The organism is Achromobacter marplatensis, assembly GCF_002209535.1.
In the GTDB taxonomy this organism is placed as follows: Bacteria; Pseudomonadota; Gammaproteobacteria; order Burkholderiales; family Burkholderiaceae_B; genus Achromobacter; species Achromobacter marplatensis.
Genome location: NZ_NJIG01000008.1, coordinates 232,233 through 250,670, shown reverse-complemented (window position 1 = coordinate 250,670; position 18,438 = coordinate 232,233). Strand labels below are relative to the sequence as shown.

The window sequence follows — 18,438 nt, the reverse complement described above, 5'->3', positions numbered from 1 at the left end:
AACCCCTAGCGCCGGATCCGTCCCCCTTCTTGCAACACGCGCCCGCGCAGTCGGGCCATCCACGGTAAAATGCCAGGTTTCGCACAAAAGTCATCAGGACAGGATCATCATGGAAGCCGAACGTCAGAACCAGCTCGCAGCCCGCCTCGCCGATTACGCGGAGCGCGAACAGGCTCTACGGAGGTATCTTTGACTACGATGCCAAAGCTGAACGCCTGCAAGTCGTAAACGCCGAGCTCGAAGACCCGGCCGTCTGGAACGACCCCAAGCACGCCCAAGACCTGGGCCGTGAGAAGAAAGCGCTGGAAACCGTGGTGGAAACGCTCACGGGCCTGGGCACGGGCCTGGCCGACGCCAACGAATTGTTCGAAATGGCCAAGGCCGATGACGACGATTCCACGCTGGAATCCATCGAAGCAGACGCCGACGGCTACCAGGAAAAGCTCGAAGACCTGGAATTCCGCCGCATGTTCTCCAATCCGGCCGATCCCCTGAACTGCTTTGTGGACATCCAGGCAGGCGCGGGCGGCACGGAAGCGCAGGACTGGGCCTCGATGCTGTTGCGCCAGTACCTGAAGTACGCCGAACGCAAGGGCTTCAAGGCCGAGATCCTGGAAGAATCCGAAGGCGAAGTCGCGGGCCTGAAGTCGGCCACGATCAAGATCGAAGGCGAATACGCCTTTGGCTACCTGCGCACGGAAACCGGCGTGCACCGCCTGGTCCGCAAGAGCCCGTTTGACTCCTCGGGCGGCCGCCACACGTCGTTCGCCAGCGTGTTCGTCTACCCCGAAGTCGACGATTCGTTCGAAGTCGATGTGAACCCCGCCGACCTGCGCGTGGACACCTACCGTGCCTCCGGCGCGGGCGGCCAGCACATCAACAAGACCGACTCGGCCGTGCGCCTGACGCACATCCCCACCGGGATCGTGGTGCAGTGCCAGAACGACCGCTCGCAGCACCGCAACCGCGCCGAAGCCATGCAGATGCTGAAGTCCAAGCTCTACGAACTGGAAATGCGCAACCGCATGGCCGAGCAGCAGAAGCTGGAAGACTCCAAGACCGATGTGGGCTGGGGCCACCAGATCCGTTCCTACGTGCTGGACCAGAGCCGCATCAAGGACCTGCGCACGAACGTTGAAATCTCCAACACGCAGAAAGTGCTGGACGGCGACCTGGACCCCTTCATCCAGGCCAGCCTGAAGCAAGGCGTCTAAGTCTCTTGCGCTACTTCCGCTAACCGCACCCAGAGGTCCACGAATGTCTGACACCATCGCAATCCTGACCGGCGCATCGCGCGGCATCGGCGCCGCCATGGCGCGCGGCCTGGCCAAACCGGGCACCCGCCTGATCACGCTGGCCCGCCGCGAAGACCCCGAACTGACCGCCTACGCACGCTCGCAAGACGTGCAGCTGGAACAGTTGTCCGTGGACCTCTCGGACCTGAAAGCGGCCGAGGCCACTGCCGAACGCATCTGCGCCGCCCTGCCGCGCGACGCCCGCCGCTACCTGCTGATCAACAACGCCGGCACCGTGCATCCTGTCGCCGGCACCGACGCCCTGATCGACAGCGCGGCCATCACCACGGCGTTCAATCTGAACGTCACCGCCGTCATGCTGCTGACCGCGCGCTTCCTGGCCGCGGTCGAAGACCTCGCGGCCGACCGCCGCGTGCTGAACATCTCCTCCGGCGCGGGCCGCAACCCGAACGCCGGCTGGGGCGTGTACTGCGCCACCAAGGCGGCACTCGACATGTACTCGCGCGTGGTCAAGCAGGAGCAGGGCGCCGATGGCGCACGCATCGTCGCGCTGGCCCCCGGCATCGTCGACACCGACATGCAGGCCACCATCCGCTCCAGCGACCCGGAAAGCTTCCCGGCGCTGGCCAAGTTCCAGGACTTCCACGCCACGGGCAAGCTGGCTTCGCCCGCCAACGTGGCCTCCCGCATCCTCGCCTACCTGGATCGCGAAGATTTCGGCACGACCGAAATCGACGACATCCGCAATTACGACTGATCCCCCGACCATGACCGACCACTCGACCACTCCGGCCCCCGCCCAGGATGAAAACCGCTTGATCGCCGAACGGCGCGCCAAGCTGGCCAAACTGCGCGAAACCGGGGTCGCGTACCCCAACGATTTCGTTCCGGACGCCCGCGCTGCGGCCCTGCATGACAAGTACGACGGCCTGGAGCAGGAAGCCCTGGCCGCCGCCCCCGTCACCGTCAAGGTCGCCGGCCGCATGATGCTCAAGCGCGTCATGGGCAAGGCCAGCTTCGCCACGCTCCAAGACAGCACCGGCCGCATCCAGATCTACCTGGACCGCGGCACGCTGGGTGAAGACAACTACGCCGCGTTCAAGCAATGGGACATCGGCGACATCATCGCGATCGAAGGGTCGGTCTTCAAGACCAACAAGGGCGAACTGTCGGTGCATGCCGCCACCGCCCGCCTGCTGTCGAAGTCGCTGCGCCCGCTGCCGGACAAGTTCCACGGCGTGGCCGACCAGGAACTGCGCTATCGCCAGCGCTACGTCGACCTGATCATGACGGACGCCACGCGCCGCACGTTTGAAGCGCGCAGCAAGGCCGTGGGCAGCATCCGCCAGTTCATGCTGAACGCCGGCTTCCTCGAAGTGGAAACCCCGATGCTGCACCCGATCCCGGGTGGCGCGGCGGCCAAGCCCTTCGTGACGCACCACAATGCGCTGGACATGGAAATGTACCTGCGCATCGCGCCCGAGCTCTACCTGAAGCGCCTGATCGTCGGCGGCTTCGAACGCGTGTTCGAAGTCAACCGCAACTTCCGCAACGAAGGCGTCAGCCCGCGTCACAATCCTGAATTCACGATGATGGAGTTCTATGCGGCCTTCGCGGAATACCGCTGGCTCATGGACTTCACGGAAGAGCTGATCCGCCAGGCCGCCATCTCGGCCACTGGCAGCGCCGTCCTCACGTATGGCGAACGCGAACTGGACCTGTCCAAGCCGTTTGACCGCCTGACGATCTGCGAAGCCATCCTCAAGTACGCGCCGGGCTATACGCAGGTGCAGCTGGACGACGCCGCCTTCGTGCGCGCCGAACTGAAGAAGCTGGGCGCGGACGCCGACGGCCCTGTGCTGTCGCGCGCCGGCCTGGGCGCACTGCAATTGGCCCTGTTCGAAGAGACCGCCGAAGCCAAGCTCTGGAACCCGACCTACATCATCGACTACCCGGTCGAAGTGTCGCCGCTGGCGCGCGCCTCCGACACGCGCGAAGGCATCACCGAGCGTTTCGAGCTGTTCATGACGGGCCGCGAAATCGCCAACGGCTTCTCGGAGCTGAACGATCCCGAAGACCAGGCTGAACGCTTCCGTTCGCAGGTCGAAGCCAAGGACGCGGGCGACGAAGAAGCCATGTTCTACGACGCGGACTACATCCGCGCCCTGGAATACGGCATGCCCCCGACGGGTGGCTGCGGCATCGGCATCGACCGCCTGGTCATGCTGCTGACCGACAGCCCCAGCATCCGCGACGTCATCCTCTTCCCGCACCTGCGCCGTGAAGACTAAGCAGCGGACCGCATCATGATCTTCAAGATCCTGATGCTGCTGCTGGTCGTGGCGGGGCTGGTCTACTGGATCAAGCAACCCCGCCGCGTCCAACCGGGCGCGCCCTACCAACCCGTGCGGCCGCGCCGCCCGATCTTCATCGCGCTGTGCATCGCCGCCGCGATCGCCGTCGCGGCGTCCCTGCTGACCGCTCTGTTATGGATGGGCGGCGTGGCGGGCGGCGTCACCGGTGGCGGTTATCACGGCGAGGCGGACTTCCTGCTTCCCGTGTCGGGCTCGCTGCTGGCGCTGGGCATCGCCTGCGCCGTGGGTGCATTCCTCAAGCGCCGCGGCTGACTGCGTCCACCGGCCACGTCCCTACTCCTGACGGCAGGGTCGGCAAGGCCGCCAGCAACATCGCATCAATGAACTCGGCGGGCGCCAGCCGTCCGCCGGGCTTGTACCACTGCACCGTCAGGTTCATCGCCCCCAGCACGCAGCGTTTGATGACGCGCGCATCGCCCTTGACCAGCCCGGCGCTCACTGCATCCGACACCACCGATTGCCACATGGCCTCGTAGCGGTCGCTCAGCGCCTTCACGGCAGACTGGCTGGGCGCCGACAGGCTGCGCCATTCATACACCAGCGCATTCATCGCATCGCCGCCAGCGCCGTGCAGCATGCTCCACATATGGACCCGGAACAGTGCCGCCAGGCGATCGGCCGGCGCGTTGTACCGCGCCAGCGCCCGCTCTCCATCGTCGATCACTTCCTGGATGCCGTTGTTCATGACCGCCACCAGGATCTCTTCCTTGCTGCGGAAATGATGGAACAGGCTACCCGACTGCAAGCCGACGGTGCGCGCCAATTCGCGCACCGTCGTGCGCTCGTAGCCGTGCTTGCAGAAGAGCCTGCCCGCCGCCAGCACCAGCTCGCGGCGGCGTTCGGAATCCGCGCCCTCTTCCCGCGGCGCGGCAGCTTCGGTCTTTTCCATGTGCGCTTACAGCCTCTGGATGATGGTCGCCGTCGCCATGCCATGGCCGATGCACATGAGTTGCAGGCCGAACTCCCCTTCGCTTGCCTCCAACCCGGTCAGCATCTTGGCCATCAGCCCCGCGCCGGTCGCGCCCAGCGGATGTCCGTGCGCAATCGCGCCGCCCCAAGGATTCACCCGCGAAAGCTTGGCGTCCAGTTCACGTTGCCAAGCCAGCACCACGCTGGCGAAGGCCTCGTTGATCTCGATCCAGTCGATGTCCTCGAGGGTCAGACCCGCGCGCGCCAGCGCGAGCCGGGTGGCCGGAATCACGCCCGTCAGCTGCATCACGGGATCCGATCCGACCACCACCCGCGCCAGGAATCGCGCACGCGGCCGCAAGCCGTCGGCTAGCGCGGTGTCGCGGTCGGCCAGCAGGACCGCCGCCGCGCCGTCCGCCAATTGGCTGGCATTGGCGGCGGTCACGCCGCCTTGTCCCGGGGCACGCATCGCAGGCGCCATGGCCGCCATGCGGGCCGGGTCGGTCGCCTCGCGGATACCTTCATCCCGATGCCCGGCCCCTTGCGGACCCGGCAGCAATTCCGCATGCCGGCCCGCTTTCGCAGCCGCCCAGGCGCGCGCATGGCTTTCCCGCGCCCACTCGTCCATCGCCGCCTGCGATAGCTGCCAATGGTCGGCAATGCGCTCCGCGCTTTCGATCTGATGGATGAGCGGATAGCGCTCCAGCAACGCCGGGTTCAGCGATTCAAAACCGCGGAACTCGCCCTGACCCAACGTCACATCCAGGAACATGGGCACCCGGCTCATGCTCTCCACGCCGCCGGCCACCACATACCGCATGTCGCCTGCGGCAATAGCCTGCGCACCGAAATGCACCGCCTGCTGGCTGGACCCGCACATGCGGTTCAGGGCTACGCCCGGCACGCTTTCCGGCAAGCCCGCCAGCATCGCCGCCAGGCGACCGATGTTGGCCCCCTGCTCGCCCGCCTGGCTGACGCAGCCGGCGATCAGATCCTCGACCTGGGCGCCCGGCAGTCCGGCGCGCGCAAGCAGCCCCTGCACCGTCTGGGCCAGCAGCGTATCCGGGCGCGTGTCGGTCCACCACCCGCCGCGGCGGCCGAAGGGCGTGCGCACCGCTTCCACGATCACGGCTTCGTTCATGCCAGCGTCTCCTCAGCGTACAGCGTTTCGATTTCGTTCGCGTAGGTGCGGTAGATGCTGGCGCGCCTGACCTTCATCGTCGCCGTCACCTCGCCGTCGTCGTGGTCCAGTTCCTTGGTCAGCAGATGAAAACGCTTGATCTGCGCCACGGGCGCCAGGCCCGCATTGGCGCGCGACACCTCCTGCTGGACCAGCTCGCGCACCTGCGCGCATTCAGCCAGCGACCGGAAATGCGTAAACGCGATGCGGCGCGATTCCGCCCACTTGCCCACGGTATCGAACTCCAGCTGGATCAGCGCCGACACGTACTTGCGGCCATCGGCGATCACGATGCACTCTTTCACGTAGGGGCTGCCCTTGACCGCGTTCTCGATCTCGGACGGCGTCAGGTTCTTGCCCCCTGCAGTAATCATGATGTCCTTCAAGCGGTCGACGATACGGACGCGGCCGTCCTGCTCGGCCACGACGTCGCCCGTATGCAGCCAGCCGTCGCGTACGGTGTCGGCGGTCGCCTCGGCGTGCTTGTAGTAGCCCTGGAACACCATGTCACCGCGCACCAGCAGTTCGCCGGCATCCCCCATCTTCCAGTCCACGCCCAGGATCGGTTCGCCCACCGTCCCGACTTTCACGCGGTCGGGATGCTGGCCGAAGATCATGCCGGCCGACTCCGTCAGCCCATAGACCTCCAGCAGCGGCACGCCCAGATTGCGGAAGTAGCGCACCACGTCCGGCGGAATCGGCGCCGCGCCCGTCATCGCCACCCGCACGCGCCGCAAGCCGATAAAGTTTTGCAAGGCGCGCAGCACCAGCCAGTACCACAATGCATGCGTCAGGCGTTCACGCGCGGTGTACTGCGCGGGCGACTTCTCCAGGAACGGCGCGCACGCCGCCAACGCCCGGCGGTACAGCCATTGCTGCAGGCGCCCGGCTTCCTGCATCTTGATCGATATCGACGCGTGCAGCTTTTCCCAGATGCGCGGCACGCCCAGGAAAATGGTGGGCGCCACCTCGCGCAGGTCTTCCTGCACCGTGCGGATGGATTCGCCGAAGTTCACCTGGGAGCCCAGGTAAAGCGGCACGAAGGTCGACAGCATCTGCTCGGCCACATGGCACAGGGGCAGATAAGACAGGTGCACGCTGCGGGCATCCATAGCCAAACGATCCGCGATGCCCGGCGCCACGCCGCGCATGTTGCGGTAGCTGAGCATCGCCCCCTTGGGCTTGCCAGTGGAGCCCGACGTATAGATCATCAGGCCCGTATCGTCCAGCGACTGCGCATCCAGCGCCGTGTTCAAGGCCGCCAGCTCGGCGGCCTCCCGACCGGCGCCATCCGCTTCGACCTCGGCGAACGTCACGATGCGCCCGCGCTCGGCGGGTGCGTAGGAGCGCAGGCCCTTGGTCTCCATCATGACAATGCGCCGCAGCAACGGCAGGCGGCTGGCCACTTGCAGCACCTTGTCGGTCTGCTCCTGGTCTTCGCACACCACCAGTTCCACGTCCGCATGCTCCAGCACGTAGCCCATCTCTTCGGCCGGGCTGGTCGAATACACGCCCACCGCTACCCCGCCGACGGCGCCCGCACCCAGCTGCGTCAGCAACCACTCCACGCGGTTCTCGGACACGATGGCTACCCGCCCGCCGCGGCTCAAGCCCAAGGCCCGCAAACCCAGCCCGACGCGGCAGGCGCGCTGCCAATAGTCCGCCCAGGTCAGCGGCTTCCAGATGCCGAAATCCTTTTGCCGGATGGCGATGGCCACTGGCTGGCGCCGCGCCTGCTCGCGCAGCATCTGCGGCAAGGTCAGTTCGGGCCACACGGCCGTATCGAGAGAGGCGATCACGGTCTTGTCCTTCATGACAGCCAGCGCTTGCGCCGCTTGTAGTGCTTGATGTCGCGAAACCCGCGGGTCTCGCCCGTGCCACCGACGCCTAGATAGAATTCGCGCACGTCCGGATCCGCCGCCAGCTTGTCGGCGGTGCCGTCGATCACCACCTTGCCCGTCTCCATGATGTAGCCGTAATTCGCCACGGCCAGCGCCACGGACGCGTTCTGTTCCACCAGCAGCATCGATACGCCATGCTCGGCGTTGATGCGGGCGATGATGGAAAAGATGTTCTCCACCAGCATCGGCGACAAGCCCAGCGACGGCTCGTCCAGCAGCATCAGCCTGGGCTGCGCGATCAGCGCGCGGCCGATGGCCAGCATCTGCTGTTCGCCCCCTGACAGATAACCTGCCAGGCCGCGGCGGCGTTCGAACAGGCGCGGAAAATACCCGTAGACCAGGTCGAAATCCACCCGCGCGCCCGGCCGGCCGGTCAACGCATAGGTCGCCGCCACCAGGTTTTCTTCCACGGTCAGGTCCTCGAACACCCGGCGCCCTTCCATCACGTGGGCCAGCCCCGACCGCACCAGGTTCTGCGGCTTGGCGCCCGCCGTATCGCCCCCGTTGAAGACGATGTGCCCGCGCACCAGCGCGCCGTCCTCCAGATCCAGCAGCCCCGACACCGCCTTGAGCGTCGTGGACTTGCCGGCGCCGTTGCTGCCCAAGAGCGCTACGATGCTGCCGGCGGGCACCGACAGGGACAGGCCGCGCAACACCTGCACCGCCTTGTTGTAGACGACTTCGATATTGTTGATGTCCAGCACCGCCGCAGGCGGCGCCGTCGTCATGGCTTGCGCGTCAAGTCCCGGGTTCACGGTCGCCTCACTTCAGCACGATCCAATCGGACGCGGGCACCATTTGCTTCTGCTTCACATCGGCGCGATAGATCCGGCCCACCGGGATGGAATTGCCCTTGATCGAGATCGGCACGCCGATCAGGCCGCCCGTATCGAAGTCCTTGATGCCGTCCAGCGCAGCCTTCATGTTGGCGCTGGTCAGCTCCTTGCCGGCATCCAACGTGCGCTTGGCCACTTCCGTGAACAGCATGGCCGCCAGGAAGCCCTGCATGTAGCCGGTGCTCTGGTACTGCGGACGCATTTCGCGGATCTTCTTGAGCATCGGCGCATCGCCTTCCGTGTCGTAGTAGTAGCGATACGGCATCACGCCCATGAAGCCCTCGGCGTCCTCGCCCATCTGCATCACGGTGGAATTGTCCATGGTCCAGAACGTGCCCATGTAGCGGGTCTTCAGCCCCATGCGCTTGCCCTGCCCCACAAACTCCGGAATGGGCGCCAGGACGTACCCGTGGAAGATCGTGAAATCGGGATCGGCGCGGCGCAGCTTGATGACCTCGGTCGAGACGTCCACACTGCCCGGCGGCGTCATGATCTCGGTGGCCACCTTCAGCCCCAGTTTTTCAGCGACGGCCCGCGAACTGGCGATCGGGTCGCGGCCGAACTCCGTATCGGAATACACGAATGCCACTTTCGCGCCGGGCTGCTCCTTGGCGATGTAGCGCAGCAGGATGCCGAACATCTCGGTGTAGTCAGGTCCCAGCATGAACTGGGCGGGATACTTGGCCGGATCGTTCAGCTCGGTGGCAAACGACGCGCCCGTCATCAGGATGTCGCCCGTGCGGTTCAGCTCGGCGTTGATGGTCTTGGAGAAGCCCGTCGAATCGCCGTAGTAGAAATTCACCTTGTTCTGGCTGGTGATCTTCTTGAACGCCGCCACCGACGCATCCACCTTGTACGCCGTGTCTTCCGGCACATAGCGCAACTTGCGTCCCTTCACGCCGCCCTGGTCGTTGACGATCTTCACGTAGTCGGTAATGCCCGCATGGATGCCTTGCCCGGCGAAGGCGAACACCCCGCTCAACGGGATCGACCCGCCCAGCACCAGATCGTCCGCCGCCTGCGCCACGGGCGCCGCCAAAGCCGCCGCCAGGCCCAACGGGGCCAACAACCTCGATAAACCGCTGCCTAACCGGATGCGCTTCATGGTGTGTCTCCTTGGGTCTTATGGGTCATGCAAACGGCCAGTCGGCGCTCAGGTCCGGAATGGCCACAGATGGAAGAAGCGACGGACGCGCCGCCAGATTTCCGCGAGCCCGTGGGGCTCGAAGATCAGAAAGCCCACGATCAGCAGGCCGAAGACGATCGTGCGCACGGGCGACACCAGCCGCAGCGCGTCGCCGCCCACCGGCAGCCAGCCCACGATCAGCTTGAGCAGTTCGGGTACCATCGTCATGAAGACGGCGCCCAGGATGGAACCCAGAATCGAGCCCATGCCGCCCACGATGATGGCGGCCAGGAAGAAGATCGACATGATCAGCGGGAAGCTCTCGGGGGTCACCACGCGAAAGAAGTAGGCCCACAGGCCGCCCGCCACGCCCGCGTAGAACGACGACAGGCCGAAAGACAGCAGCTTGTAGCGCAACAGCCGGATGCCCAGCACCTCGGCCGAGATGTCGCGGTCGCGGATGGCGATGAAGGCCCGGCCGATGCGCGTGCGAAACAGGTTCGCCGCGCCCAGCACCATCAGCACCGTCACGGGCACGATCAGCCAGTAGATCTTGAACGAGGTATCCAGGTCCACGCCCAGCAGGCGCGCAGGCGGCACCTGCAAACCGCTGGTGCCGCCCGTGAACTGCCAGTTCGCAAAAATGAAGTGGGCGATGAACGACGCCGCGATCGTGGCGATCGCCAGGTACAGCCCCTTCACGCGCAATGAAGGAATGCCCACCAGCAAGCCGCCCAGCATCGCTACCACGCCGCCGCCCAGCAGGTTGACCAGCACCGGCGTGCCCAGTCGCAGCTCCATGACGGCCACCGTATATGCGCCCAGCCCCATGAAGGCGGCCTGCCCCAGGCTGACCAGCCCGGTATAACCCGTCAGGATGTTCAGGCCCGTCGCGCTGGCAACATTGATGGCCACCAGGCAGGCCAGGTAGAGCCAATAGGCGTCGGCCACGAACGGGAACAGGACCAGCGAGGCCGCCAGCAACGCCAGCCACACATGCTGGGTGCGCGTGTCGAACAGGGACTCGTCGGCCAGGTAGGTCTGCTTCGCAGTCGCGATGCGCATAGGTCAGAGCCTCTCGATTTCACGGGTGCCGAACAGGCCGTACGGCCTGACCATCAGCACCACGACCAGCACGATGAAAGTGGCCAGCAGCTTGTACTCGCCCCCCAGATAGGCGCCCGCCCAGGCCTCCAGCAATCCGATGAACACGCCGCCGACCAGGGCGCCGGCCACGCTGTCCAGTCCGCCCACGATCACCACCACCAGCACCGACAGGCCAAAGACGCCCATCGACGAGGAAATGCCCCCGATGGCGCCCACGATCACGCCCGACACCGCCGCCAGCGCGCCCGCCGCCACCCAGGCCAGGGAAAACACGCGCGGCACGTTGATGCCCATCGCATAGGCGGCGCCCTGGTCTGACGCCGTGGCGCGCAAGGCCACCCCGCCACGCCAGTAGCGAAACACCACCAGCACCAGCAAAGCCAGCACCACGGCCACCCAGAACCCGTAGAACACCTTGGGCGCCACGAACGCCTCGCCCACCATCACCGGCGCGCGCGGCATGAACTCCGGCAAGCGCCGCTGGTCGGCGGTCCAGATCAGTTCCACCGCGCCGACCAGGATCGACGCCAGCCCCACCGTCACCATGAACACCGATATCGGGGCCTCGCCCAGCATGGGCCGTATCGTCAGCCGTTCGACCAGCGCGCCCAAGGCGCCCGACACCACCACGGCGCCTACGATCGCCAGCCAGATCGGCCACTCCATGCCCGTCGCAAACGCATAGAACACGTAGGCGCCCAGCATCAGGAATTCGCCGATGGCGATGTTCACAACCCGCGTCGCCTTGTAGACGATCACGAAGGCCAGCGCCGCCAATGCATACAGCCCGCCGCTGCCCAGTCCCGCCAGCGTGACTTCCAGAAAGAACAGCATATCCATCAGGCCGCCTCCCGCAAGCGGCGGCGCAGGTCGCCCACATCGCCCGCCCCCAGATACGCCTTGATGACTTCGGGATTGGCCTGCACCTCGTTGGGCGTTCCGTCCGCGATCACCTGCCCGAAGTTCAGCACCACGACGTGGTCCGACAAATCCATGACCATGCCCATGTCGTGCTCCACCATCAGCACGGTCACGCCCCACTCGGACCGCGCATCCAGGATGAAGCGCGCCATGTCGTCCGTCTCTTCGCGGTTCATGCCTGCCACGGGCTCGTCCAGCATCAGCACCTTGGGGTTCATGGCAAGCGCACGCGCCAGTTCCACGCGTTTTTGCAGGCCGTAGGACAAGGCCGACACTGGGGCATGGCGGATGTGGTCGATCTCCAGGAAGTCGATGATGCGTTCTTCGATGTCGGCCCGCAGAGCCATCTCTTCACGGCGTGCGCGGCCCAGGTAGAACAAGGCGTCCAGCACATTGGTGCGCAAGTGCGCATGGCGGCCCAGCTTGATGTTGTCCAGCACCGTCATGCCGCGGAACAGCGCGATGTTCTGGAAACTGCGTGCCAGCCCCAGCTTGGCGCGCTCGGGCGCGGCTACGCGCGTGATGTCGCGGCCTTCGAACCGGACTTGTCCGGCGGCTGGTTTGTAGAACCCGGAAATGGTGTTGAACAGCGAGGTCTTGCCGGCGCCGTTGGGGCCGATGACCGTGGTGATGGAACCCGGCGCCACGCGAAAGCCCACGCCGGTCAATGCCTTGACCCCGCCGAACGCCAAGGTAACCCCATCCACCTCCAGCAAGGGAGGTTGCTCGGACTGATCCACCATTTGTCTCCTCGCTTTTTGATCGCGAAGTTCTTGCCGCCTTGGGCGGACATTTTTTAAGGCGATGAATCAGGCGACCCGCGAGCCAGGAGATGCAACGAACCTGTCTTTACCTACGCCAGACCAGCGCCGGAAAATCGTTCAATGCGGTAGTGCTCCACACAGTGCTTCTGTGCCATGCAGCGATGCGTTACGCTAAGCGTGCTTAAAACAAAACCAAGCAAGCGCTCGGTTCAGACCATAGCATCGCGGTTTTTGGATCGACAGTTGGTACTTACCCGATAACGGAGACACGCCATGACCCAAGGACTTCCCACGTTCAAGACGGTGCTGCTTGAAGCCGAAGACACCCTCGCCACCCTGATGCTGAACCGTCCCGATGCGCTGAACGCGATCGACGTGGCCATGGCGCGCGACTTGCAGCAAGCCGCCCAATGGCTGGAGACGCGCCGCGAAATCCGTGTCGTGCGCCTGCGCGCGGCGGGCAAGGCGTTTTGCGCGGGCGGCGATATCAGCATGTTCACCGGCGACCCCGCTCAGGTGCGCAACACACTGCAGGACCTCTTCACTCCGCTCAATGATTTCATCTCCCGCATCGGGCGCATGGACAAGGTCTGGCTGGCGCAGGCGCATGGCGTGGCGGCCGGCGCCGGCCTGTCGCTGGTGCTGGCCTGCGACCTCGCCATCGCCGACGCGGGCACCCGTTTCATGACCGCCTACCTGAAGTTGGGAGCCACGCCCGACGCGGGCATGACGCACGGCCTGACGCGCGTACTAGGTTCCCGGCGCGCACTGGACTTGCTGCTGCGCCACGACGCCTTCACCGCCAGCGATGCGCTGGCCTGGGGCATCCTTACCCGCGTCGCGCCCGCCGGTGAACTGGACACTGCGGCCAAGGCCTACGCCGAAGCGCTTGCGCGCCACGCGCCCCACGGCATCGCGGGCGCGAAGGACCTGCTGCGTTCAGCCGAGCATGCCTCGCTGGAAACCCAACTGGCGCAAGAGACGGCGCGCTTCCTGGATTCGGCCTCGCGCGCCGACTTCGCCGAAGGCGTGCAGGCGTTTCTCGAAAAACGCGCGCCCGATTTCAAGGGCGAATGACGGGTCACGCCTGCGGGTCGCGCCAGACCGGCGCGCGCTTTTCCACGAAGGCGGCCAGGCCTTCGGCGGCGTCAGGCGTCGCCGCTGCATTGCAGAACACCTCGACCGCCGTCGCCAGCTTGCGACGGTAGTCGTTATCGTTGGCGAACACGAAAGCACGTCGGCCCATCGCCAGCACCTGCGGCGGTTTGCACGCCAGGGATTGCGCCAGCGTGCGCGCTGCGTCCAGCAATTGCGCTTCCGGTTCCACGTGCGTCACCAGGCCCGATGCGTGCGCTTCATGCGCGCTGAAAGTCCTGCCTGTAAACAGCAGATCAAACGCCCGATGCTTGCCCACGATGGCGGGCAGGTGCGCGTAGTGGATCGCCGGCAACACCCCCACATCGATTTCGGGGTAGCCAAAGGTTGCCGTGTCCGCCGCAACGATCATGTCGCTGGAAATGGCCACCGTCATCCCCCCGCCCCGCACCGCGCCCGACACTACCGAGATCGACGGCTTGGTCAAATTGAACTGGGCGTCGTACAGCTTGATGTACAGCCGGGTCAAGAGCGCATGGACCTCTACGGGTGTACTCGCCAGCAGCTTTTTCATATCGAGCCCCGCGCAGAACCTGCCGGGCAGGTCGCTGGCCAGCAACACGGCCCGCACGTGGGCGTCGGCGTTGGCACGCTCAAGCGCGGCGATCAGCGCGTCCAGCATGTCCACATCCAGCGCATTGACGGGCGCGTGGCACAGATGAATCTCCGCGACCCGGTCGCGGACTTCGTAGCGCAGGTAGGTCATGATGGTTCTCCCGTTTCCGAACATTGCTTCGCCGCTTGCACGCTGCCTGCGGCAAGCATCGCCTCGATCTCCCCGGACGTGTAGCCCAGGTCCGCCAGGATCTCCCAGCTGTGTTCGCCCAGCAGCGGCGCCGGCCGCGCGGCCTGCCTTGGCTGTCCGTTGAACCGCACAGGCAAGCCGATATTGCGCACCTCGCCCAGTACCGGGTGCTGGGTCGTCACGATCAACTCGCGCGCCGCAACCTGTGGATGCGCCAGCGCCTGGTCCAAGGTATGGATGGCCGAGCACGCGATCCCCGCGGGCTTCAATGCCGCCAGCCATTGCGCCACGGTGCGCGTCTGGATACGCGCCTGCACCAGCGCCACGGTCGCGTCGAAGTTGCGCACCCGCGCCGCATTGCTTGCGAATTCCGGCGCGTCAACATAATCCTGCAAGCCCGCCACGGCGCAAAAGCGCTGCCATTGCGCATCATTGCCAACGCCCAGCATCAGGTCGCCATCCGCCGCCCGGAACGCCTGATACGGGCACATCGCGGGATGGCCCGTTCCCATCCGCTGCGGAATCCTACCGGTGCGCCAGTAATTCTGCGCCATGTACGACATCAGGCCCAGGGAGGTATCCAGCAGCGACACGTCCAGATACTGGCCGACACCCGTCTGGCTGCGCGCAAGCAGCGCCGCCAGGATTCCGCTTAGCGCGAAAGAGCCCGTGCCCAAGTCCACGGGCGAGAAGCTGGCGCGCGCATAGCTTCCACCCGGCTCGCCCATGGTGCTGATCATGCCGCTGAAGGCTTGCAGCATCACGTCATAACCGGGCTCTTCGCCCATCGGACCCTCACGCCCATACCCCGAAATTTCGCAGTAGATCAGCTTCGGGTTCAGGCGGCTCAGCGTGTCGTAGTCCACGCCCAGGCGCGCGGCCGTCTTGCCGCCAAAGCCCTGCAGCACCACGTCCGCCTGCTCGGCCAGCCGGTGCACCACCGCCCTGCCCGCGTCGGTCTTCAAGTCCACGGCCAGGCTGCGCTTGTTGTGGTTCACCGCCAGAAACGTCGCCGATTGCCCTGCGTCCTGCGGCAGCCAAGCGCGGGTGTCGTCGCCCGTGCCCACGGGCTCGACCTTGATCACCCGGGCGCCCAGCTCGCCCAGATACTGGCCGCAAAGCGGTCCGGCAAGCACCTTGCTCAAATCCAGGACGACGATGTCCTTCAGCGGCGCCATGCGTGCAGAGGTAGGCAGGTTCATCATTCGGCCTTCAGCCCCACGGCGTTGGCGGCGCCGGTCCATTGGGCCGTTTCGCGCTTGAAAAAGGCGTCCAGGTCAGCCGGCGCCACGGGCAAGGCTTCCGCGCCGCGCTCTTGCATGGCCTTGCGGTACGCGTCGCTTGCCACGACGTTCGCCACGGCGCCGCGCAACTTCGTCACGACCTCAGGCGGCGTGCCTGCCGGCACCTGCAGCGAAAACCAGAACTTCAGGTCCAGGCTGCCATAACCGGCTTCCTTCAGCGTCGGCACGTCGGGCAACATCGGCGAACGCTGGGCCGAGGTGATCGCCAGCGCCTTGAGCCTGCCGGCCTGGACCTGCCCGATGCTGGTCGACATGCTGTCGAACAGGAAATCGATCTGCCCGCCGATCACATCGGTCACGGCGTTCGCGCTGCCCTTGTAGGCCACGCCTACCGCCTGGAACTTGGCGGCCTTTTGCAACAGCGCGCCGTACACATGTGGCGAACTTCCCGGCCCGAAGGTGGCGTAGCTCAGCCCGTTAGACGTCGCCCGGCCGCGCTCAACCAGCTCGTCCAGCGTCTTCACTGGCGTCCGCTCGGGGTTGACGACCAACAGATTGGGCATGGCGCCGGTGATGCCCACCGGCATGTAATCCTGCAACGGATGCATCTTCGCGCTGGGATACATCAGCGGATTGATCGCCTGCATCCCCACCGTGTTGTGCATCAGCGTGTAGCCGTCTGCCGGCCCATTCAGCACGCTTTGATAGCCGACGTTGCCGCTTGCCCCGGGCTTGTTCTGCACGATGACCTGCTGCCCCAGTTCCCGCGAGAGCGGCTCCGCCACCAGTCGGGCGATGAAGTCGGTCGGGCCGCCGGCCGAGAACGGCACCAGCAGCGTAATGGGTTTCGAGGGCCAGGAATCCGCAACGGCCGGCGAGGCCAGAACGGTTGCCGCAAGCGCGGCAGCCAGTGCTTTCATGAGCGCCATGATGTCTCCGTGTGTTTTTCGATGGTGGCGCTGCATTATGCGAAGCGGGCAGATATATGAGAAATACCGTTTTTATATGCAGCCCATAATAAAATCGTGATATCTACTTTCGTCGAGTGCCTTCATGTCGATGTCGATTCGCGCTATGCAGTGCTTTGTCGCCGTGGTTTCCGCAGGCTCGATCAGCCGCGCCGCGGCCGCGCTCCATGTCGCCCAGCCTGCGCTGAGCCTGTTGATCCGCAACCTGGAGGAAGACCTGGGCGTGGTGCTGCTGCATCGCAGTGCCCGCGGGGTCGCCCCCACCACCGCCGGCACGCGCCTGCTTGCGCACGCACGCGAGATCCTGGGCCGTATCGATGCGGCCCGCGCCGATGTGCGTGAAGACCTGACCGCCCCGCGCGGCACGGTGTCGCTGGCAATGTCGATGTCCATGGCAAAGCTGGTCGCCGTGCCATTACTGCGCTTCAGCCTTGCGCACTGGCCCGGCGTGTATCTCAAGATCATCGAGTCCAGCACCGGCTACATCCCGGGCTTCGTCAGTTCGGGGCATGCCGACCTGGGCCTGACGTTCAGCGACGACGCCGCGGTCGACCTGCGCTTTCAGCATTTGATCGACGAGGAACTGGTGGTGGTGTCTCCGCCTCCGCCCCGGACCAGGGCGAAGCCGCGCGCCGTCGAACTCGACGCCTTGCCCACGATGGGGCTGCAGGCGCTTGCCGAATTACCGCTGGTGCTGCCCGGCAATCCGCACAGCCTGCGCAGGCTGCTGGACCATTATCAGCAACAGGAGCACGCGGCCTTCCGCGTCATCGCCGAAGCCAACGCGATCCCGCAATTGATAGAACTGGTTCAGGCGGGCCTGGCGCACACGATCCTGTCGTATGAAGCCGTGCGGGCAGAGGCGATGCGCGGGGACGTGGTCCTCCATCGCATCAAGAAGCCGCGCATGACCCGGCCGGTCTATCTTTGCCGCTCGGACGTCTTGCCGGTATCGATGGCGGCCTCGGCCGTGGCCGATCAGGTCAGCCGGATCATCGTCGATGGCCGGCCGCCTGCTTGACGGCGGTCAGATGAGGCCGGCGCGCTTTTCCACCGCCTGCGCCCAACGCCGCGCCACGGTCGGCGAGGTAGCGCAGGTGGCCGATTCCGTCACCACGCGCACGGCGCGTTCCAGCAGCTGGATGTCCGCCTCGTGCTGGCGCGCCACGTGCGGGTCTTCGAAGAAGATCACGCGCTGGCATTGATGTTCCAGCACCAGCTCCGCGATCTGCGCGTCGCCGCCCAGCGGCCCGCTCAGGTAGCGGTGCACCCAAGGGGTGTCTTTGGGCCAGCCGCGCGACCACGCCAATTCGTTCAGGCGTCCGCCGGTGGTGCCTGTAGCCACCCGCCGCGCAAACTGCGACAGCACGTCGAAATGCTCGCTGGCAAACGCCACCATCTCGTCTTTCAACGCATCGTGGGCGATCATCGCCAAGGTCTGGCCCGTGAAGTTGAACAGGCGCGAGGCCGACACGTCCGGCGCCAACCCGGCGTGCACGCGTTCGACCTCCATCCATTCAATCGCCCCGGCCAAGGTCGAAATGAACGGCCGGCCATGCGTGATGCATTGGCGCTTCAACGCCAGCGCCTCGGGGAAAATCGAAGACGGGTCCACCGGGTCGATCAGATAGATCGCGCCATCGAACGGCGCCTGCCCATCTCGGCCCTCAGTCACGCGAGCCACCAGCTTCATCAAGCCACCCTCGCGTCCGTACGGGTACCGGATCAAGCCGCTGTAGCCCTGCAGCATGCCTTCGCGCACGATCGCATCATGCGTGCGGCCGACGGTGTGCAGTTGCACGCCCAGCTCGCGTATCGTGGATGAACATGCGCGCAGCCAGGTAAACAAGGCGGCATCGGGGCTTTCGTGGTGCAATCGATTGGCGGCCAGGCCAAAACGCAATTGGGCAGCGGGCATCGGTAGACTCAAGCTAAAGGGATCAACGAGCAG

The 18,438-nt window shown here is 65.5% G+C and carries 18 protein-coding genes; 6 read left to right on the top strand and 12 right to left on the bottom strand.

All coding sequences use genetic code 11. The features are described 5' to 3' along the window. Positions 1–109 precede the first annotated feature (109 nt). From prfB to CEY09_RS20665, 4 genes are all read left to right on the top strand, one after another. A protein-coding gene (gene prfB, locus CEY09_RS20680; protein WP_113914607.1) for a peptide chain release factor 2 occupies positions 110–1,214 on the top strand; the annotation gives its coding sequence in 2 pieces (ribosomal slippage) (positions 110–190 and positions 192–1,214; 1,104 coding nt in all). A gap of 43 nt (positions 1,215–1,257) precedes the next feature. Beyond that, positions 1,258–2,013: an SDR family oxidoreductase gene (locus CEY09_RS20675; RefSeq protein WP_088590087.1), complete on the top strand. Its 756-nt coding sequence runs from the start codon at positions 1,258–1,260 to the stop codon at positions 2,011–2,013. 10 nt (positions 2,014–2,023) lie between these two features. Continuing rightward, positions 2,024–3,547, top strand: coding sequence for a lysine--tRNA ligase (lysS, locus tag CEY09_RS20670; protein WP_088590086.1), 1,524 nt, complete (start codon positions 2,024–2,026; stop codon positions 3,545–3,547). 15 nt (positions 3,548–3,562) lie between these two features. Beyond that, positions 3,563–3,883 (top strand): preprotein translocase subunit TatB, encoded by a 321-nt coding sequence (locus CEY09_RS20665; protein WP_088590085.1) that lies wholly within the window; start codon positions 3,563–3,565, stop codon positions 3,881–3,883. On the opposite strand, the gene CEY09_RS20660 is transcribed toward CEY09_RS20665, so the two are convergent. Genes CEY09_RS20660 through CEY09_RS20625 form a run of 8 tightly spaced genes read right to left on the bottom strand, consistent with a single transcriptional unit; the run spans position 3,867 to position 12,354 of the window. Continuing rightward, a complete protein-coding gene (locus CEY09_RS20660) occupies positions 3,867–4,520 on the bottom strand; it encodes a TetR/AcrR family transcriptional regulator (RefSeq protein WP_088590084.1) in 654 nt (217 codons plus the stop codon). The two genes, CEY09_RS20665 and CEY09_RS20660, sit on opposite strands and share 17 nt — an antisense overlap. Before the next feature lie 6 nt (positions 4,521–4,526). Then, a complete protein-coding gene (locus CEY09_RS20655; protein ID WP_088590083.1) occupies positions 4,527–5,681 on the bottom strand; it encodes a thiolase family protein in 1,155 nt (384 codons plus the stop codon). Further along, on the bottom strand, positions 5,678–7,534 hold the full coding sequence (locus tag CEY09_RS20650; protein WP_088590082.1) for an AMP-dependent synthetase/ligase: 1,857 nt from the start codon (positions 7,532–7,534) through the stop codon (positions 5,678–5,680). Before CEY09_RS20650 ends, CEY09_RS20655 begins: the two co-directional genes overlap by 4 nt. Beyond that, entirely contained in the window at positions 7,531–8,349 is an 819-nt protein-coding gene (locus CEY09_RS20645; protein ID WP_088590081.1) for an ABC transporter ATP-binding protein, read from the bottom strand. The genes CEY09_RS20650 and CEY09_RS20645 overlap by 4 nt, the downstream gene beginning before the upstream one ends. A gap of 34 nt (positions 8,350–8,383) precedes the next feature. Next, positions 8,384–9,562 carry an ABC transporter substrate-binding protein gene (locus CEY09_RS20640; RefSeq protein ID WP_088590080.1) on the bottom strand — a complete coding sequence of 393 codons (1,179 nt, stop codon included), beginning with the start codon at positions 9,560–9,562 and terminating at the stop codon, positions 8,384–8,386. A 48-nt stretch (positions 9,563–9,610) separates the two neighbouring features. Next, entirely contained in the window at positions 9,611–10,648 is a 1,038-nt protein-coding gene (locus tag CEY09_RS20635; RefSeq protein ID WP_088590079.1) for a branched-chain amino acid ABC transporter permease, read from the bottom strand. A 3-nt stretch (positions 10,649–10,651) separates the two neighbouring features. Further along, positions 10,652–11,530 (bottom strand): branched-chain amino acid ABC transporter permease, encoded by an 879-nt coding sequence (locus tag CEY09_RS20630; RefSeq protein ID WP_006225284.1) that lies wholly within the window; start codon positions 11,528–11,530, stop codon positions 10,652–10,654. Beyond that, on the bottom strand, positions 11,530–12,354 hold the full coding sequence (locus CEY09_RS20625; RefSeq protein WP_167390122.1) for an ABC transporter ATP-binding protein: 825 nt from the start codon (positions 12,352–12,354) through the stop codon (positions 11,530–11,532). Before CEY09_RS20625 ends, CEY09_RS20630 begins: the two co-directional genes overlap by 1 nt. A gap of 294 nt (positions 12,355–12,648) precedes the next feature. Between CEY09_RS20625 and CEY09_RS20620 the strand changes: the two genes are divergently transcribed. Beyond that, the gene (locus CEY09_RS20620; RefSeq protein WP_088590078.1) at positions 12,649–13,452 is read left to right on the top strand and encodes an enoyl-CoA hydratase/isomerase family protein; all 804 of its coding nucleotides are present in this window, start codon (positions 12,649–12,651) and stop codon (positions 13,450–13,452) included. Positions 13,453–13,456: 4 nt separating this feature from the next. On the opposite strand, the gene CEY09_RS20615 is transcribed toward CEY09_RS20620, so the two are convergent. From CEY09_RS20615 to CEY09_RS20605, 3 genes are read right to left on the bottom strand one after another with little or no spacing between them, the layout of a single operon-like run. After that, positions 13,457–14,236: an enoyl-CoA hydratase/isomerase family protein gene (locus tag CEY09_RS20615; protein ID WP_088590077.1), complete on the bottom strand. Its 780-nt coding sequence runs from the start codon at positions 14,234–14,236 to the stop codon at positions 13,457–13,459. Further along, entirely contained in the window at positions 14,233–15,480 is a 1,248-nt protein-coding gene (locus CEY09_RS20610; RefSeq protein WP_234818354.1) for a CaiB/BaiF CoA transferase family protein, read from the bottom strand. The genes CEY09_RS20615 and CEY09_RS20610 overlap by 4 nt, the downstream gene beginning before the upstream one ends. Then, on the bottom strand, positions 15,477–16,448 hold the full coding sequence (locus CEY09_RS20605; protein ID WP_088590076.1) for a Bug family tripartite tricarboxylate transporter substrate binding protein: 972 nt from the start codon (positions 16,446–16,448) through the stop codon (positions 15,477–15,479). Before CEY09_RS20605 ends, CEY09_RS20610 begins: the two co-directional genes overlap by 4 nt. Before the next feature lie 124 nt (positions 16,449–16,572). Here CEY09_RS20605 and CEY09_RS20600 point away from each other — a divergent pair, with 124 nt between their 5' ends. After that, positions 16,573–17,508, top strand: coding sequence for a LysR family transcriptional regulator (locus tag CEY09_RS20600; RefSeq protein WP_088590075.1), 936 nt, complete (start codon positions 16,573–16,575; stop codon positions 17,506–17,508). Between the two features lie 6 nt (positions 17,509–17,514). Here the strand turns inward: CEY09_RS20600 and CEY09_RS20595 are convergent, their stop codons facing one another. After that, complete coding sequence (locus CEY09_RS20595; RefSeq protein WP_006225291.1) at positions 17,515–18,405, bottom strand: methylglyoxal synthase; 891 nt, start codon at positions 18,403–18,405, stop codon at positions 17,515–17,517. Positions 18,406–18,438: the final 33 nt, after the last annotated feature.

What these genes read in the sequence shown, in the direction of transcription:
- CEY09_RS20655 (WP_088590083.1), bottom strand. Translation starts at nt 5,681, where the DNA reads ATGAACGAAGCCGTGATCGTGGAAGCGGTGCGCACGCCCTTCGGCCGC.
- CEY09_RS20625 (WP_167390122.1), bottom strand. Translation starts at nt 12,354, where the DNA reads ATGGTGGATCAGTCCGAGCAACCTCCCTTGCTGGAGGTGGATGGGGTT.
- CEY09_RS20600 (WP_088590075.1), top strand. Translation starts at nt 16,573, where the DNA reads ATGTCGATGTCGATTCGCGCTATGCAGTGCTTTGTCGCCGTGGTTTCC.
- CEY09_RS20650 (WP_088590082.1), bottom strand. Translation starts at nt 7,534, where the DNA reads ATGAAGGACAAGACCGTGATCGCCTCTCTCGATACGGCCGTGTGGCCC.
- lysS (WP_088590086.1), top strand. Translation starts at nt 2,024, where the DNA reads ATGACCGACCACTCGACCACTCCGGCCCCCGCCCAGGATGAAAACCGC.
- CEY09_RS20595 (WP_006225291.1), bottom strand. Translation starts at nt 18,405, where the DNA reads ATGCCCGCTGCCCAATTGCGTTTTGGCCTGGCCGCCAATCGATTGCAC.
- CEY09_RS20615 (WP_088590077.1), bottom strand. Translation starts at nt 14,236, where the DNA reads ATGACCTACCTGCGCTACGAAGTCCGCGACCGGGTCGCGGAGATTCAT.
- CEY09_RS20660 (WP_088590084.1), bottom strand. Translation starts at nt 4,520, where the DNA reads ATGGAAAAGACCGAAGCTGCCGCGCCGCGGGAAGAGGGCGCGGATTCC.
- CEY09_RS20630 (WP_006225284.1), bottom strand. Translation starts at nt 11,530, where the DNA reads ATGGATATGCTGTTCTTTCTGGAAGTCACGCTGGCGGGACTGGGCAGC.
- CEY09_RS20645 (WP_088590081.1), bottom strand. Translation starts at nt 8,349, where the DNA reads ATGACGACGGCGCCGCCTGCGGCGGTGCTGGACATCAACAATATCGAA.
- CEY09_RS20605 (WP_088590076.1), bottom strand. Translation starts at nt 16,448, where the DNA reads ATGGCGCTCATGAAAGCACTGGCTGCCGCGCTTGCGGCAACCGTTCTG.
- CEY09_RS20610 (WP_234818354.1), bottom strand. Translation starts at nt 15,480, where the DNA reads ATGATGAACCTGCCTACCTCTGCACGCATGGCGCCGCTGAAGGACATC.
- CEY09_RS20675 (WP_088590087.1), top strand. Translation starts at nt 1,258, where the DNA reads ATGTCTGACACCATCGCAATCCTGACCGGCGCATCGCGCGGCATCGGC.
- CEY09_RS20635 (WP_088590079.1), bottom strand. Translation starts at nt 10,648, where the DNA reads ATGCGCATCGCGACTGCGAAGCAGACCTACCTGGCCGACGAGTCCCTG.
- CEY09_RS20665 (WP_088590085.1), top strand. Translation starts at nt 3,563, where the DNA reads ATGATCTTCAAGATCCTGATGCTGCTGCTGGTCGTGGCGGGGCTGGTC.
- CEY09_RS20620 (WP_088590078.1), top strand. Translation starts at nt 12,649, where the DNA reads ATGACCCAAGGACTTCCCACGTTCAAGACGGTGCTGCTTGAAGCCGAA.
- CEY09_RS20640 (WP_088590080.1), bottom strand. Translation starts at nt 9,562, where the DNA reads ATGAAGCGCATCCGGTTAGGCAGCGGTTTATCGAGGTTGTTGGCCCCG.